Source organism: Erwinia pyri (assembly GCF_030758455.1).
GTDB classification, from domain to species: Bacteria; Pseudomonadota; Gammaproteobacteria; order Enterobacterales; family Enterobacteriaceae; genus Erwinia; species Erwinia pyri.
Genome location: NZ_CP132353.1, coordinates 3,062,296 through 3,077,279, shown reverse-complemented (window position 1 = coordinate 3,077,279; position 14,984 = coordinate 3,062,296). Strand labels below are relative to the sequence as shown.

Annotated in this window: 15 protein-coding genes; 4 read left to right on the top strand and 11 right to left on the bottom strand. The window is 57.6% G+C overall.

The annotated features are described in order from the left end of the window. Positions 1-103: 103 nt before the first annotated feature. The 3 genes from Q3V30_RS14495 to hutH form a co-directional block, all read right to left on the bottom strand. Positions 104-1,261 carry a M20 aminoacylase family protein gene (locus Q3V30_RS14495; protein WP_306206749.1) on the bottom strand — a complete coding sequence of 386 codons (1,158 nt, stop codon included), beginning with the start codon at positions 1,259-1,261 and terminating at the stop codon, positions 104-106. A 122-nt stretch (positions 1,262-1,383) separates the two neighbouring features. Then, positions 1,384-3,069: a urocanate hydratase gene (gene hutU / locus Q3V30_RS14490; protein WP_306206747.1), complete on the bottom strand. Its 1,686-nt coding sequence runs from the start codon at positions 3,067-3,069 to the stop codon at positions 1,384-1,386. 10 nt (positions 3,070-3,079) lie between these two features. After that, positions 3,080-4,642: a histidine ammonia-lyase gene (gene hutH / locus Q3V30_RS14485; RefSeq protein WP_306206745.1), complete on the bottom strand. Its 1,563-nt coding sequence runs from the start codon at positions 4,640-4,642 to the stop codon at positions 3,080-3,082. A gap of 376 nt (positions 4,643-5,018) precedes the next feature. Between hutH and hutC the strand changes: the two genes are divergently transcribed. Next, complete coding sequence (gene hutC, locus Q3V30_RS14480) at positions 5,019-5,774, top strand: histidine utilization transcriptional repressor HutC (protein WP_306206743.1); 756 nt, start codon at positions 5,019-5,021, stop codon at positions 5,772-5,774. Here hutC and Q3V30_RS14475 read toward each other — a convergent pair whose 3' ends face one another. Together Q3V30_RS14475 and Q3V30_RS14470 are read right to left on the bottom strand one after the other, a co-directional pair. Continuing rightward, positions 5,775-6,323, bottom strand: coding sequence for a HutD/Ves family protein (locus tag Q3V30_RS14475; RefSeq protein WP_306206741.1), 549 nt, complete (start codon positions 6,321-6,323; stop codon positions 5,775-5,777). Next, positions 6,320-7,675, bottom strand: a complete 1,356-nt coding sequence (locus Q3V30_RS14470; RefSeq protein ID WP_306213216.1) for a formimidoylglutamate deiminase — start codon at positions 7,673-7,675, stop codon at positions 6,320-6,322. Before Q3V30_RS14470 ends, Q3V30_RS14475 begins: the two co-directional genes overlap by 4 nt. A 76-nt stretch (positions 7,676-7,751) precedes the next feature. On the opposite strand from Q3V30_RS14470, the gene hutI reads away from it, so the two are divergent. Both hutI and hutG read left to right on the top strand, forming a co-directional pair. Further along, positions 7,752-8,972: an imidazolonepropionase gene (gene hutI / locus Q3V30_RS14465; RefSeq protein ID WP_306206739.1), complete on the top strand. Its 1,221-nt coding sequence runs from the start codon at positions 7,752-7,754 to the stop codon at positions 8,970-8,972. Then, a complete protein-coding gene (gene hutG / locus Q3V30_RS14460) occupies positions 8,969-9,745 on the top strand; it encodes an N-formylglutamate deformylase (protein WP_306206736.1) in 777 nt (258 codons plus the stop codon). The genes hutI and hutG overlap by 4 nt, the downstream gene beginning before the upstream one ends. Here the strand turns inward: hutG and Q3V30_RS14455 are convergent. Beyond that, positions 9,742-10,371 (bottom strand): flavin reductase family protein, encoded by a 630-nt coding sequence (locus tag Q3V30_RS14455; protein ID WP_306206734.1) that lies wholly within the window; start codon positions 10,369-10,371, stop codon positions 9,742-9,744. The genes hutG and Q3V30_RS14455 overlap by 4 nt on opposite strands. Positions 10,372-10,496: 125 nt before the next feature. On the opposite strand from Q3V30_RS14455, the gene rlmF reads away from it, so the two are divergent. Then, complete coding sequence (rlmF, locus tag Q3V30_RS14450; protein WP_306206732.1) at positions 10,497-11,429, top strand: 23S rRNA (adenine(1618)-N(6))-methyltransferase RlmF; 933 nt, start codon at positions 10,497-10,499, stop codon at positions 11,427-11,429. 181 nt (positions 11,430-11,610) lie between these two features. Here rlmF and glnQ read toward each other — a convergent pair whose 3' ends face one another. From glnQ to dps, 5 genes are all read right to left on the bottom strand, one after another. Beyond that, complete coding sequence (glnQ, locus tag Q3V30_RS14445) at positions 11,611-12,333, bottom strand: glutamine ABC transporter ATP-binding protein GlnQ (protein ID WP_306206731.1); 723 nt, start codon at positions 12,331-12,333, stop codon at positions 11,611-11,613. Beyond that, complete coding sequence (glnP, locus tag Q3V30_RS14440; protein ID WP_306206729.1) at positions 12,330-12,989, bottom strand: glutamine ABC transporter permease GlnP; 660 nt, start codon at positions 12,987-12,989, stop codon at positions 12,330-12,332. The genes glnQ and glnP overlap by 4 nt, the downstream gene beginning before the upstream one ends. Positions 12,990-13,072: 83 nt before the next feature. Further along, a complete protein-coding gene (glnH, locus tag Q3V30_RS14435; protein ID WP_306206726.1) occupies positions 13,073-13,819 on the bottom strand; it encodes a glutamine ABC transporter substrate-binding protein GlnH in 747 nt (248 codons plus the stop codon). Positions 13,820-14,107: 288 nt separating this feature from the next. Further along, positions 14,108-14,371 (bottom strand): DksA/TraR family C4-type zinc finger protein, encoded by a 264-nt coding sequence (locus tag Q3V30_RS14430; RefSeq protein WP_306206724.1) that lies wholly within the window; start codon positions 14,369-14,371, stop codon positions 14,108-14,110. A gap of 99 nt (positions 14,372-14,470) precedes the next feature. After that, positions 14,471-14,974: a DNA starvation/stationary phase protection protein Dps gene (gene dps, locus Q3V30_RS14425; RefSeq protein WP_306213215.1), complete on the bottom strand. Its 504-nt coding sequence runs from the start codon at positions 14,972-14,974 to the stop codon at positions 14,471-14,473. Positions 14,975-14,984: the final 10 nt, after the last annotated feature.

Here is a 14,984-nt window from a genome sequence, read left to right as displayed (position 1 = left end):
CATTTGCAGGCGGAAGGCTGCCTGTCATGCGCTTAATTCCCTGGCGGCAGTAAAATTTTGCGGTTCCGCCTGGCAGACAGGCGGAGTGCGCGTTGCTCCGCTTTTAACGCCGGGGCAGCACTTCCCCGGCCAGCGCACTCCAGAATGCGATGCCTTTGCCGATCAGCCGATCGTTGAAATCGTAGTGCGCGTTATGCAGCGGCCGGGAAGGCGTCTCGCCATCGGCACCCAGCCAGAAATAGGCACCAGGACACGCTTCCAGCATGCAGGCGAAATCTTCTGAGGCCATCGACGGGCTGACGTCCCAGTGCACCTGCTCTGCGGGCAACAGCGTCAGCGCGCAGTCGCGCACCTTCAGCGCTTCTGCCGCATTATTTTTCGTCACCGGATAATCGGTGAGATACTCAATGCTGCCCTCAATACCCAGTGGCGCGGTGAACGTCGTCACAAACTCATCAATCATGTTGCGGACTTTGCTGCGCACGTCGGCCTGCAGGCAGCGCAGCGTGCCGCGCAGCACCACGTTTTCCGGGATCACGTTAATCGCCTCGCCGCCGTTGATCTGCGTGATGCTGACGACGGCGGAAGCCAGAGGGGATAAACGACGGGCCGGAATGGTCTGCAGCGCCAGGATCAGCTGGGCCGCCGCCACCACGGGATCGGCTCCGTTTTCCGGCATGGCGGCGTGGCAGCTTCTGCCGCGTAAGGTGATTTCAAACGCGTCAAGCGACGCCATCATCGCCCCGCTGTTCACCGCAACATGCCCTGCAGGCAGGCCTGGCCAGTTATGCATGCCGTAAATAGCGTCCATCGGGAACAGCGTAAACAGACCCTCGGCTACCATTTTCCGCGCTCCGCCCAGATTCTCTTCCGCAGGCTGGAAAATGAAATGCAGGGTGCCGCTGAACTGACGGGTCTGGCTGAGGTGCTTCGCCGCGGCCAGCAGCATGGCGGTGTGGCCATCATGCCCGCAGGCATGCATCACGCCCGGCCGCGTCGAACGCCAGGCTGGCTCACCCCGTTCGGTTATCGGCAGCGCATCCATATCAGCGCGAAACCCGATGCTGGGACCGGGGCCGTTTTCCAGCGTACCCACCACGCCGGTACCGGCCAGGCCGGTATGCACCTGCAGCCCGAATGAGCGTAGCTGCTCCGCGACCCTGTGCGAGGTTTGATGTTCCTGATAGCCCAGTTCCGGCAGGGCGTGCAGTTCTCTGCGCCAGCCGGTGGCTTCTTCAATCAGCGAAACGGGAATTGTCATGATGTCCTCTCCTCTGCAGCCGCGAATTCCTGATATCTGGCTGGATCAAGGTAGCATAAAAAGGGGGGCAGCGCTGGCGGTGAACGGGAGGCAGGCCGGGCAGGGCGCCCGACCTGAAAGGGCTACTTCACCATCGGCAGATTCAGTTCGTGCCTGGCGGCAGTCGCCTGCGCCAGTTCATAGCCCGCATCCGCGTGACGCATCACGCCAGTCGCGGGATCGTTCCAGAGTACGCGACCCAGCCGCTTGTCCGCTTCAGCGGTGCCGTCGGCCACGATAACCACGCCCGCATGCTGGGAGAAGCCCATGCCCACGCCGCCGCCATGGTGCAGGCTGACCCAGGTAGCCCCCCCGGCAGTATTAAGCAGGGCGTTCAGCAGCGGCCAGTCAGAAACGGCATCAGAGCCATCCTTCATCGCTTCCGTCTCGCGGTTTGGCGACGCCACAGAACCGCAGTCCAGATGGTCACGACCAATCACCACCGGCGCTTTCAGCTCGCCGTTGCGCACCATTTCGTTAAAGGCCAGCCCGGCAAGGTGACGCTCACCCAGCCCCAGCCAGCAGATGCGCGCAGGCAGTCCCTGGAAAGCGATGCGCTCCTGCGCCATATCGAGCCAGCGATGCAGGTTTTTGTGATCCGGGAACAGCTCTTTCAGTTTGGCATCGGTTTTATAAATATCTTCCGGATCGCCGGAGAGCGCCACCCAGCGGAACGGGCCTTTACCCTCGCAGAACAGCGGCCGGATATAGGCCGGAACAAACCCCGGGAAATCAAAAGCGTTCTTCACCCCTTCATCAAGGGCAACCTGGCGGATATTGTTGCCGTAATCCACCGTAGGCACGCCCATGTGGCAGAAGTCGAGCATTGCCTGCACATGGACCGCCATTGAGGCTCTGGCCGCTTTCTCCACCGCTTTGGCATCGCTTTTTCGCGTCTCTTCCCAGCGTGAGAGCGACCAGCCAATCGGCAGATAGCCATTAATGGGGTCATGAGCGGAGGTCTGGTCTGTCACGATATCAGGCTTCATGCCGCCTGCTCTGGCACGCTTAACCAGCTCAGGCAGGATCTCTGCGGCGTTGCCCAGCAGCCCCACCGAGATGGCGCGCTTCTGCTGGTTAGCCTGGTCGATCATCGCCAGCGCCTCATCAAGCGTGGTGGCTTTGTAATCGACGTAACGGGTGCGCAGCCGGAAGTCGATGCGCGACTCCTGGCACTCAATCGCCAGTACGGAAGCCCCGGCCAGCACGCCAGCCAGCGTCTGTGCGCCGCCCATGCCGCCCAGTCCGGCGGTAAGGATCCATTTACCGCTCAGGTCACCGTTGTAATGCTGACGACCCGCTTCTGCAAAGGTTTCAAAGGTGCCCTGCACGATGCCCTGAGCGCCAATATAAATCCAGGAACCTGCGGTCATCTGGCCATACATCATCAGGCCCGCTTTATCGAGCTCGTGAAAATGGTCCCAGTTCGCCCAGTGCGGCACCAGGTTGGAGTTAGCAATCAGCACGCGCGGCGCATCGGCATGGGTACGAAAAACGCCAACCGGTTTACCGGACTGCACCAGCAGCGTCTCCTCCGGCTGCAGCGCTTTGAGCGAACGCAGGATCTGCTCAAAGCACTCCCAGTTACGTGCGGCTTTCCCGATACCGCCATACACCACCAGATCTTCAGGACGCTCCGCCACATCGGGATCGAGGTTGTTCTGGATCATGCGGTACGCCGCTTCAATCAGCCAGTTGGCGCAGTGGAGTTCGCTGCCATGAGGCGCGCGGACTTCACGCGCCACCGCTTTGCTTAGGTTGTCACTCATCATCAAATCCTTAATTTGGGGAGGAAACGGCGGGTGCTGAGCTGGGGAAAAGGGCGGCGACCGGAGCGGGCCAGCTGTCGCTGCTTGCCCACAGCCGCATCTGCTCAATATCTGGCGCCATCAGGCGATCTTTTTCGAGCCAGGCCACGCGCTTGCGCAGGTTAGCCATCTCCTGTTCAATCAGCGGCGAACTTTGCAAAGGACGATGGAAATCGATGCCCTGCGCGGCTGCCATGGCCTCGATACCGACCACCACGGCGGTGTTAAAGCACATCGCGCCAAGACGGCGGGCGGCATAGGTCGCCATCGAAACATGATCTTCCTGATTGGCAGAGGTCGGCAGGCTGTCGACGCTGCCGGGATGCGCCAGAGATTTATTCTCCGAAGCCAGCGCGGCTGCGGTGACCTGAGCAATCATAAAGCCGGAGTTGACGCCGCCATCGTTGACCAGGAAAGGAGGCAGGCCGGAGAGACCGCTGTCCAGCAGCAGCGCCATACGCCGTTCCGAAATCGCACCAATTTCGGCAATCGCCAGCGCCAGAATATCGGCGGCGAAGGCAACGGGTTCGGCATGGAAGTTACCGCCGGAGATCACATCTCCCGTATCGCTGAAAACCAGGGGATTATCGGAGGCGGCATTCGCTTCTATCTGCAGCACTTTAGCCGCATGAAGCAGATTATCCAGACAGGCACCCATCACCTGCGGTACGCAGCGGACAGAGTAGGGATCCTGCACGCGGCCACAATCGGCATGAGAGTTCAGAATATCGCTGCCTTCCAGCAGCGAGGAAACTGCCGCCGCCACAACGATCTGACCATGCTGCCCACGCGCTTCATGGATCCGCCTGTCGTAAGGTTTGATCGAGCCTTTGATCGCTTCCAGCGACAGCGCGCCAGCTACCAGCCCCGCTGCAAAGACTTTTTCACCTTCAAACAGCCCGCGCAGGGCCAGCGCGGTGGAAACCTGGGTGCCGTTCAGCAGCGCCAGTCCCTCTTTCGGACCCAGAATAAAAGGTTGCAGTCCGGCCAGCGCCAGCCCCTCGGTAGCCGGAATTAAATTGCCCGCTACGCGCACTTCCCCTTCGCCAAGCAGCATCAGAGAAAGGTGCGCCAGCGGGGCCAGATCGCCTGACGCGCCCACGGAGCCTTTCTCGGGGATGCAGGGCATCACACCGGCATTGAACAGCGCCAGCAGGCCGTCGATAAGCTCGATCCGTACGCCGGAGTGGCCGCGCGCCAGGCTGACGATTTTAGTGGCCATAATCAGACGCACCACATCATCCGGCAGCAGCTCGCCAATGCCTGCGCTGTGAGAAAGCACGAGGTTGCGCTGCAGTTCAGCGAGCCGCTGGGCAGGGATGGAGGTTTGCGCCAGCTTGCCAAAGCCGGTATTGATGCCGTAGGTCACCTTGCCTGAATGAACAATGGCTTCGACAGTTTCATAAGCCCTGAGAACGCTGGCACGAGCGTTTTCATCCAGGGAAAGCTGAACGTTACCGTAGTAAATACGTTTCAGCGTTGCCAGCTCGACCTTACCGGGGATCAGCTGACAGAAATGGGGGGCGACTGGCATGGTATACTCCTGTATAGACAAGTTGGTGTGCGCTAACCCCTTTTCAGGGGGTCGGGTTCACAGACCGCGACAGGCTACTTTCTGCAGTGAAGCAGATGTGTATAGTCTTGTCTATACAATTAGCAAAGCTTGTGCCAGCCTGATCACAAACTTTTTTGGCAGCGAGGCTTGCCTGTTCAGAGATGAAACAGCCGCAAATCACGGGCATTTTGTTACCAGCCCAGAACAACAGAGAGGGGAGTGAGCAGGCCTTCTGATGCACTGCGCTGGCCTCTGCTGCCCTGAAGCGGTGCAGGGCGCATCCGCGAGATGTATATACATTTAAGAGGCTAAACAGTAAACTGGCGAAAGTATCTTCATCAAGGAAGCGTTTTATATGGTTGAACAGACTGCCATTTCCCAACTCTCTGCCGCCATGAGCGACCAGCCCGCGCCGATTTATCAGCGGGTGAAGCAGGCGATTATCAGCCAGATTTCGGAAGGCGTCTGGAAACCGAACCAGCGTGTCCCTTCAGAGAGCGAACTGGTCAACGAGCTGGGCGTCAGCCGGATGACCATTAACCGGGCGCTGCGGGAGCTGACCGGTGAAGGCTACCTGATACGTATGCAAGGTGTGGGCACCTTTGTAGCGGAATCCAAGGGCTATACGGCGATGCTGGAGGTGCATAATATTGCGGAGGAGATTGCCCAGCGCGGGCACCGGCACAGCTGCAAAATCCTTGAGCTGCGGGAGATCAAAGCGGATCCTGAACAGGCCTCGGTGCTGGGACTTACTACCGGCCAGTCGGTCTGGCACTCCATCATCGTGCACTTTGAGAATGAGCTGGCCGTGCAGCTGGAAGATCGTCTGGTCAACCCGCTGGTAGCACCAGATTATCTGCAGCAGGATTTCCAGAGCCAGACGCCCTACACCTACCTGATGCGGGCGGCGCCGTTAACGGCAGGTGAGCATATCGTGGAAGCGGTGCTGCCCCTGCGCCAGCAGTGCAGCGCGCTCTCTATCGATGCTAACGAGCCTTGCCTGCTGATCCGCCGCCAGACCTGGAGCGATGCCAGGATTGTCACCTACGCTAAGCTGCTCTATCCCGGCTCTCGCTACAAACTGTTGGGGCGGTTTAAAGGGCACGGTTAATTACCGCCCGGCGATCTCAGCCAGCAGTAAAAGCGCCCCGGAAGATATAGGTGCGAAAGAGGGCGCTCCTGCCTGCCACCAGACTCCCTGGCCCCGGGTAAGGCTTTGCGTCTCGGTTAGCCATTCGCCCGCCAGTACATAGACCACGCCTGCGTTTTGTGGGGCAGGGGAACAGGCGTCTGCGATGACCCTGACCTCTGCACAATGCGTTTCGCGCCGGGTCATGACGTTGAAGTCGGTACTCACGCCGCTGGTCAGCCTGGCCTCAATCTCATCTTCTCCGGCAAAGGCGAACGGCTGACGCGGCCGCAGCAGCTGGGTATAGCGGTTTCCGGCCTTCAGCTCCACCCCTTCACCCTCCAGCAGCGTGATAACCCTGTCGATGCCGGGAAAGCGCGAAAAGGCACCGTCTGCGGCAATGGTGGCTATGCTGATGCGCCAGCTAAATTCGCTGCTGTCAGGCGGAAAGCTCACAATCTCCCGCGTCTCGCCGCCGCCGTTGCGCCAGCGGCTTACGGGCAGCGTGGCGTTGTCAAAGAAATGGATCATTTCAGCCCCTCAACCGCTGCGCGAAACGCGGCATCAATCTGCTGCTGCTGAGCATGCACTCCCTGCTGAATAACCTGCCTGCCAGCGACAAATACATCCTGAATCTGCCCGCGATGGCCGGCAAACAGCCAGCGGTTAAGCAGCGAATGCTCCGGCGTCGTGCCCAGCATGGCATCGTCCGCCAGCACCAGCCAGTCGGCACGGAAGCCCGGAGCAAGCTGACCCATTTTAACCCCACAGGCCTGAGCGCCGCCCGCCAGCGCCTGCCGGTAGAGCAGATCGCCCACCGAGCGATCTTCTCCGGCCACCATGCGGTTACGACGGCGGTCACGCAGGCGCTGTCCATACTCCAGCCAGCGAAGTTCTTCCACCACGTCCAGCGAAACGTGGCTGTCGGAACCGATGCCCCAGCGCCCGCCCTGAGCGATATACGCCGTGGCGGGAAAAATGCCGTCGCCAAGGTTGGCCTCGGTTGTCGGGCACAACCCTGCTACCGCACCGCTTGCGGCCAGGCGTGCAATTTCGTTCTCATCCAGATGGGTGGCATGGATCAGGCACCAGCGGCTGTCAACCTCAAACCGGTTCAGCAGCCAGCTCACCGGCCGCTCGCCGCTCCAGGCCAGGCTGTCGTTGACCTCTTTCTCCTGTTCAGCGACATGAATATGCACCGGCAGCGTGTCTGGCAGGGCAGCCAGCACCTCCCGCATCTGTGTTTCACTCACTGCCCGCAGCGAGTGGAAGCAGATGCCCTGATTATGTAACGGCTTACCAGTAAGAGAGTCTCTGATTTGCTGCTGCTGACGCAGATAGATCGCGGTATCCTGAATAAAGCGTTTCTGTCCCGGCTGAGACGGCTGCGCGCCAAACCCGGCATAGCTGTAGAGCACCGGCAGCAGCGTCTGCCCAATCCCTGCGCGTTCAGCACCCGCAATCAGCTGCTGAATCATCTCATCTTCAGGATAGGGGGTTCCGTCGGGATCATGGTGCAGATAGTGGAACTCAGCAACCTGGCTGTAGCCCCCCTTCAGCATCTCCACATAGAGATGCGCGGCGATAGCGCCAACCTGCTGCGGGGAGAGCCGCTGCACCATACGGTACATTAAATCACGCCACGTCCAGAAGCTGTCCTGCGGATCGCCAGCCACTTCGGCCAGACCCGCCATGACCCGCTGGAAAGCGTGTGAATGCAGATTCGCCATGGCCGGAATGACCGCGCCATTCAGGCGCTGCGCGTTGTCGGGCAGGGCGTCAGGCGTCACCGAGTGGATAAATCCTGCGCTATCAACTTCCAGCAATACGTCGTGGTGCCAGCCGTCCATCAGCAGGACGCGTGGCGCAAAATAGCGAGCCATCATGGTTGATTCCCGGGCAATGTAGTTGTATATACATATACATACTTATAAATCAACAGTAAAGCCGGGAGAGAAGATGAGCAGTGAGCTTCGCTGTGACAGCCTCTGGTATGGGGCGGACCTCGTCACCATGCAGCAGGGAAAATATAACATCATCCCGGACGGCGCTATCGCGGTTCGCCAGCAGAAGATTGTCTGGATCGGCCCGCGGGAGGCGTCAAAACAGATTAAGGCGGAGAAGCACACCAACCTGGGCGGCGGCATCGTGACGCCGGGCCTGGTAGACTGCCATACGCATCTGGTGTTTGGCGGCGACCGCAGCCATGAGTTTGAGCAGCGGCTCAACGGGGTCAGCTATAGTGAGATAGCTGCGCAGGGCGGGGGAATTATCTCCACCGTGAACGCCACCCGTAAAGCGACCCTCGACCAGCTTGTCACCTCTGCAAGCTGGCGGCTGGAAAGATTGCTGGCGGAAGGTGTCACCACCGTTGAGATTAAATCGGGCTACGGTCTGGATCTGGAGAGCGAGATACGGATGCTTAAAGCGATCCGGCAGCTGGCAACAATGCATCCGGTTCAGGTGCAGGCGACCTGTCTGGCGGCACACGCCACGCCCCCTGAATTCAAAGGGGATCCGGACGGCTGGATAACCCTGATTTGCGAAACGCTGTTACCGCAGGTCGCCAGCGAGAAGCTTGCCGATGCGGTAGATGCTTTTTGTGAACATCTGGCCTTCTCCCCGGCTCAGGTTACCCGCGTATTTGAAGCGGCCAGACGTCTCGGTCTGCCGGTTAAGCTCCATGCGGAGCAGCTCTCTTCGCTGGGCGGCGGCGCGCTGGCAGCTAAATTCGGTGCGCTCTCCGCCGATCACCTTGAATATGCGCAGGAAAGTGACGTGGCGGCGATGGCGGCAAGCGGCACGGTTGCGGTGCTGCTTCCCGGCGCTTTCTACCTGCTGCGTGAAAAGCAGGTTCCACCCGTTGAGCTTTTCCGACAGTACAACGTGCCCATGGCGCTGGCCAGCGATGCCAATCCCGGTACCTCGCCCGCGCTCTCACTGCGCCTAATGCTGAATATGGGCTGTACGCTGTTTGGCATGACGCCGGAAGAGGCATTGGCTGGCGTCACTCTCCACGGGGCGCAGGCGCTGGGGCTGGCCGATACGCAAGGCTCGCTGGAAACCGGCAAATATGCAGATTTCGTTCACTGGCCGCTTCAGCGCCCGGCAGAACTGGTTTACTGGCTGGGCGGAGAGCTGCCGTGCCAGGTGATTTTCAGAGGAGAGTCCCTACGATGAAACCGTTCGAATTTACCCAGGGCACGCTGCCGCTACTCTTCAGTGCTCCCCATGCCGGTACGGCGCTGACGCCAGAAGTGGAGCAGGGACTTAGCGAAGCGGCCAGCGCTCTGCCCGATACCGACTGGCATATCCCTCAGCTCTACGATTTTCTTGGCGAGAGCGGCGCCAGCATGCTGGTGGCGAACTATTCACGCTTTGTGATTGACCTGAACCGTCCGCCAGACAATGAAGCGCTCTACACCACGGCCACTACCGGCCTCTATCCGGAAACGCTGTTTGACGGTACGCCGACCTTTAAGCCAGGCATGACGCCGACCCTGGCCCAGCGACAGGGCTATCTGGAGACTATCTGGATGCCGTATCACCAGCAAATTCAGCAGGAGTTGGCCAGAATCAAAGCGAAATTTGGCTTTGCGCTGCTGTTTGATGCGCACTCCATCGCCTCGGTTATTCCACGTCTGTTCAGCGGTAAGTTACCCGATCTCAACCTGGGCACCAACGGCGGCCTGAGCTGTAGCCCGGCGATCGCGGAGGCATTAACGGCGTGCTGTAAGGCACAAACAGAGTTTAGCTGGGTGATGAACGGGCGTTTCAAAGGCGGCTATATTACCCGGGCCTACGGCAAGCCAGAGCAGAACCAGCATGCGTTGCAGCTTGAGCTGGCGCAGTGTAACTATATGGATGAAGCGCCGCCGTTTGGCTGGCGGGAGGAGAAAGCGGCCAACCTTCAGCCGCTGTTGAAAGCGCTTATAGCAGCGATGTTCCCTTAACGCCGTGCATCCGGCCGCCTCAGATCAAAGCGCAGCTCTTCGCTGATGGCATAGTAGGCGCTGGGGCCGCCGGCCCGCAGGATAGGGTTCGCTTTCGCGGTCTGATAGATCCCCTCTTCCAGCAGGTCGTGATCGATATGAATCGCCACCGCTTCGCCAAATACCATCCACTGCTCCAGTTTCTCGCCATCGGCCCCCTCCAGCTGGAGTACCTGAGTCAGCTTACACTCAAAGTTCACCGGGCTTTCTGCCACCATGCTGACGTTAACCTGGGTGCCCGGCAGCGGAGTCAGCCCTGCAAGCGTGAACTCATCTTCACCATGCGGCACCGAGGCGGAGCTTTCATTCATTGCGACCGCCAGCTCGCGGGTCGCCAGGTTCCAGACGAACTCGCCGGTTTCAACGATATTCGCCACGCTGTCCTTCCAGCCCTGGCTGGAAAAGCCAATAATCGGTGGCTTATAGTTGAAGCAGTTGAAAAAACTGTAGGGTGCCAGGTTGCGCTCACCTTTTGCGCTTTGTGAACTGATCCAGCCAATCGGGCGTGGGCCGATGATGGCATTCAGCGGATCGTGTGGCAGGCCATGCCCAAGGCGGGGCTGATAAGTGTGGCGGGAACGCGTCATGCAAACTCCTTAAAATAGGGGGATTTCATCATCATAGACTACTTGCCCGCGGAAAAAAGCGGGGAATGGTTTACGATCCTGACCTTAGCAGGTATCTTACGCGCCTTCAGACCAGAGAGCCGCACATGAAAAACACCGTCGAAAAAACTCAGCTTCATCCCCGTAACCGCCATCGCGGACGCTATGATTTCCCCGCTCTGATCGAGAGCCATCCTCCGCTGGCGGAGTTTGTCTCTGTCAACCAGTATGGTGATGAGTCGGTGAATTTTGCCGATCCGGCGGCAGTGCGGACGCTGAATCAGGCGCTGTTGATGCACTTCTATCAGATCCAGAGCTGGACCATCCCGGAAGGTTTTCTCTGCCCGCCGGTACCGGGCCGGGCCGATTATGTCCATCACCTTGCAGATCTGCTGGCTGAAGAGACCCGTCGGGTTGTTCCGCGCAATCTCACCATTCTGGATATCGGCTGTGGCGCTAACTGCATCTATCCGCTGATTGGCCACCGTGAGTATGAGTGGCGCTTCACCGGCAGCGAAGTCAACGAAGAGGCGATGAAGGCCGCCAGTGCGATTATTGCCGCTAATCCGGGCCTGAACCGTGGCGTCCGCCTGCGCCGCCAGAAAGATCCGCAGGCCATCTTCAACGGTATCATTCACAAAAATGAATTCTATCACGCCGTGATGTGCAACCCGCCGTTTCACGCTTCAGCAGCGGACGCCCAGCAGGGGAGCCAGCGTAAAGTCCGTAACCTGGGTTTAGCCAGGAATGCGCCGCTGAACTTTGGCGGGCAGCAGGATGAGCTCTGGTGTGAAGGCGGCGAAAAAGCCTTTATCGGCCGCATGATCGCCGAGAGCCTGAACTTTGGCCGTCAGTGCATCTGGTTTACTTCTCTGGTCTCCCGCAAGGAGAACCTGCCTGATATCTGGCGCGCGCTTGAAGAGGCGGATGTCACTGCCTACCGCACCATTGAGATGGCGCAGGGGCAGAAGCAGAGCCGTATTATCGCCTGGACCTTTATGGAAAAGCCGGCTCGCGAACGCCAGATGGGCCGCGTTTAATCGGGTCTGTTCACGACGCTCCGCATCTTCGCCATAAACGAACCTGTGCCGCCTGTTTTTCAGTTGCGGCGCATGGAAGCGTCAGCAGGGAAGTATAGTCGGCTGGATAGCAGCAAAAGGTAATTAAGAATTTTAAGACGATCATCAGGAGAGCAGGGCGGAATATTCTCCGCCCTGTCGATCAGGAGACGTGCTGGAGGAACTCACGCAGACGGACGCTGGGTGGGTTATCAATCAGCTCATCCGGGTTGCCATCTTCGGCAATACGCCCTTTATCAATAAAGATCAGGCGTGAGGCGACTTTTTTGGCAAAGCCGACTTCATGCGTCACGATAACCATCGTCATCCCTTCCTCCGCCAGATCCTGCATCACCTTCAGCACTTCGTGACGCAGTTCCGGGTCCAGAGCTGAAGTTGGCTCATCAAACAGCATCATTTTAGGCTTCACCGCCAGCGCACGGGCAATGGCTACGCGCTGCTGCTGTCCGCCCGAGAGTTCAGACGGGAAATGATGGGCACGCTCGGCAAGGCCTACTTTACCCAGCAGCTCTTTTGCCAGACGATGCGCTTCCGCTTTCTTGGTGCCGCGTACGCGGATCGGACCAAACGCCACGTTATCCAGCGCGTTCATCTGCGGGAAGAGGTGGAACTGCTGAAAGACCATGCCCGCTTCCTGACGGATCAGGCGCTCATCCACTTTCGGATCGTTGACCTTCAGGCCATCAACAATCAGCTCGCCGCTGGTGATCTCTTCCAGCTTGTTGATGCAGCGCAGCAGGGTGGATTTACCTGAGCCGGAAGGGCCGATAATCACCACCACTTCACCCTGCTGAATAGTCAGATCGATGTTATGCAGCACCTGCGTTTCGCCGAAATGCTTGGAGACGTTCTTAAATTCAATCACAGGATTTTCATCCTTTTCTCAATGCGACGCAGAACAAAGCTCAGCACCAGCGTAATAAACAGATAGATAACGGCCACGGCGCTCCAGATTTCCAGCGCGCGGAAGTTTCCGGCAATAATTTCCTGTCCCTGGCGGGTCAGTTCGGCCACGCCGATCACGATAAACAGAGAGGTGTCTTTGATGCTGACAATCCACTGATTCCCCAGCGGCGGCAGCATACGACGCAGCGCTAAGGGCATAATCACGTAACGCAGTGTTTCGCGGCGGGAGAGGCCCAGCGCCAGGCCCGCTTCACGGAAACCATTATGAATGGAGAGCACGGCACCACGGGTAATCTCAGCGATATAGGCGCCGGAATTGATCATGATAGTGACTACGGCTGCACTGAAGGGATCGATGCGCAGATCGGTAAAAGCCATCGGCAGGGCAAAATAGATGAACATGACCTGCACCACGATAGGGGTGCCGCGGATCAGTTCGATAAATACCAGCGCAATATTGCGAGATATCCATCCGCCGTATGCACGGGCAAAGCCCGCTACCAGGCCAATTATCAGGCCGCCTGCCAGCCCCAGGACCGAAATCCACAGGGTCAGCTTTGCGCCTTCAAGCAGGGCCGGAATCGATGGCCAGATGGCGCTCCAGTCAAACTGCATGCTTTATTTCTCCGGTTCAAAAAACCATTTTTTGTTGGTGGTAAAAAAACGCAGGCAGACGCCTGCGTAAAAGAGGGCAAAAATTATTTAGGATCGCTGCCGAACCATTTTTTATAGAGGGTGTTGTAGGTGCCGTTCTCACGCAGGGTTTTCAGGGCGCCATTCACCTTTTCACGCAGGTCGTCACTGCCTTTAGGGAAAGCGATACCATATTGCTGGGCTTCAAGAGAGTCGCCTACAGCTTTGAACTGGCCTTTACCGGCGGTATTGATGAAGTAGAGAATGTTTGGCGTGTCATGCAGAACCGCATCAGCACGGTTGGTGCCCAGCTCCATGTAGGCGTTATCAATATTGGGGAACTGGCGCAGATCTTTGGATTTGATATGTTGCTTAGCGTAATCCACCGAGCCTGTCCCGCTCTTAACCGCAACCACTTTGCCGTTCAGATCGTCAATGCTTTTGATCTTGTCGTTATTCGCTTTCACCATCACCAGCAGGCCGCTTTTATAGTAACCATCAGAGAACTCGATCGCTTTTTTACGTTCATCGGTGATGGTGATACCGGCCAGCGCCAGATCGATATTACGGGTCTGCAGCGCAGGAATAATGCCACTGAAATCCATTGGCTTGAGGGTATATTCAATGTTCAGCTGTTTGGCAATAGCGTCCCAGAGGTCTACATCAAAACCGACATACTTGTCGCCCTGCTTAAATTCGAACGGGACAAAGGCAGTATCAGTGGCAACCACCAGTTTCTTTTCTGCGGCGGTAGAAGAGAGGGAGAACGCAAGCGTCAGCGCAGCCAGGGAAAATTTAACAATCGACTTCATCTTTTAATCCTTTTTGCCGTCGGGCAAGTTCTTTGCCCGATTGGGTGTCAAGCCATATGAAAAAATTATGCCAGGTTTTCAAAATATATTAAAAACAGCACGTTAAGTCAATTTAACCTGGCAGGGGGAGAGGTAATGCTTATGACGCACCATTATGGGGCTTAATAATGGTGCGGTGGCATTATTTTGGTGCAATGGCTTTTGTAGCAAAACAGGAGAGAATGAGAAAGAAAAGTAAGAGAGAGGTGATGTAATTTGTTAAACAGATCTGATTTTGATAATTAACGCTCAGCGCAGCTGGCTGTCTTTACTGCCACGACGATTATAAAGCGTACTAGCCTGCTGCTTGTCACGTTGCTGCTGACATTGCACGCAGAAATGGACGCCCGGTAAAGCCACGCGACGCGCTTCCGGAATCGCTTCACCGCAGTTCTCGCAAAATTCTGCGCTTTCACCGCTGTGCATTGCCTGGCGTGCACGCGTTACGGCATCTTCAATAGTGGAGTCAATCTGCTCCTGAACGGCATCATCATGTGCCCATCCGCTTGCCATACTTAGCTCCTCCAATGCAAAAGAGCAGATGAAAGGCCTCATCTGCTCCTGAATGTTGCTCTATGACGCCACGCCAGAAGGCGCGGCAAAAGGCAAAACTTACTCGATGTTAGATTCGATGAACCACAGGAATTTATCCAGATCGCGTGAGGCCGCGGTAAAGATATCTGCAGTGTCTTCATCTTCAACTTCGCTGATGGCTTTGCGGGTATCGTTAGCCACCACAGCATAACGTTCCGCCAGCGCTTTCAGGTGATCCTGCACGCTATGAATATTCAGCGGATAGCTCTGCAGTGGTGTTCTGTCGCTAACAATCTGCGAGGTACCCAGCGCAACGCCGCCCAGCTGAACCACGCGCTCAGCGATGGTATCCTGATGATCAGTAATCGCCGTACGGAAACCATCCAGCATTTCGTGCACGCCAATAAAGTTTCCGCCGCGCATGTTCCAGTGCGCCTGCTTGGTGATCAGGGACAAATCAATGAATTCGGTAACCAGACGATTAAGCACCTCAATGGTGGCTCTTTTCTCGTCGTCAGCCACGTTGTTGCGGGTGTAAATCAGATCAGAAGATTTTGCTTTAACCAGTTTAGCGGTACTCATCATTATTATC

Coding starts and splice junctions, on each gene's coding strand:
- Q3V30_RS14495 (WP_306206749.1), bottom strand. CDS start 1,261: ATGACAATTCCCGTTTCGCTGATTGAAGAAGCCACCGGCTGGCGCAGA.
- hutU (WP_306206747.1), bottom strand. CDS start 3,069: ATGAGTGACAACCTAAGCAAAGCGGTGGCGCGTGAAGTCCGCGCGCCT.
- hutH (WP_306206745.1), bottom strand. CDS start 4,642: ATGCCAGTCGCCCCCCATTTCTGTCAGCTGATCCCCGGTAAGGTCGAG.
- hutC (WP_306206743.1), top strand. CDS start 5,019: ATGGTTGAACAGACTGCCATTTCCCAACTCTCTGCCGCCATGAGCGAC.
- Q3V30_RS14475 (WP_306206741.1), bottom strand. CDS start 6,323: ATGATCCATTTCTTTGACAACGCCACGCTGCCCGTAAGCCGCTGGCGC.
- Q3V30_RS14470 (WP_306213216.1), bottom strand. CDS start 7,675: ATGGCTCGCTATTTTGCGCCACGCGTCCTGCTGATGGACGGCTGGCAC.
- hutI (WP_306206739.1), top strand. CDS start 7,752: ATGAGCAGTGAGCTTCGCTGTGACAGCCTCTGGTATGGGGCGGACCTC.
- hutG (WP_306206736.1), top strand. CDS start 8,969: ATGAAACCGTTCGAATTTACCCAGGGCACGCTGCCGCTACTCTTCAGT.
- Q3V30_RS14455 (WP_306206734.1), bottom strand. CDS start 10,371: ATGACGCGTTCCCGCCACACTTATCAGCCCCGCCTTGGGCATGGCCTG.
- rlmF (WP_306206732.1), top strand. CDS start 10,497: ATGAAAAACACCGTCGAAAAAACTCAGCTTCATCCCCGTAACCGCCAT.
- glnP (WP_306206729.1), bottom strand. CDS start 12,989: ATGCAGTTTGACTGGAGCGCCATCTGGCCATCGATTCCGGCCCTGCTT.
- glnH (WP_306206726.1), bottom strand. CDS start 13,819: ATGAAGTCGATTGTTAAATTTTCCCTGGCTGCGCTGACGCTTGCGTTC.
- Q3V30_RS14430 (WP_306206724.1), bottom strand. CDS start 14,371: ATGGCAAGCGGATGGGCACATGATGATGCCGTTCAGGAGCAGATTGAC.
- dps (WP_306213215.1), bottom strand. CDS start 14,974: ATGAGTACCGCTAAACTGGTTAAAGCAAAATCTTCTGATCTGATTTAC.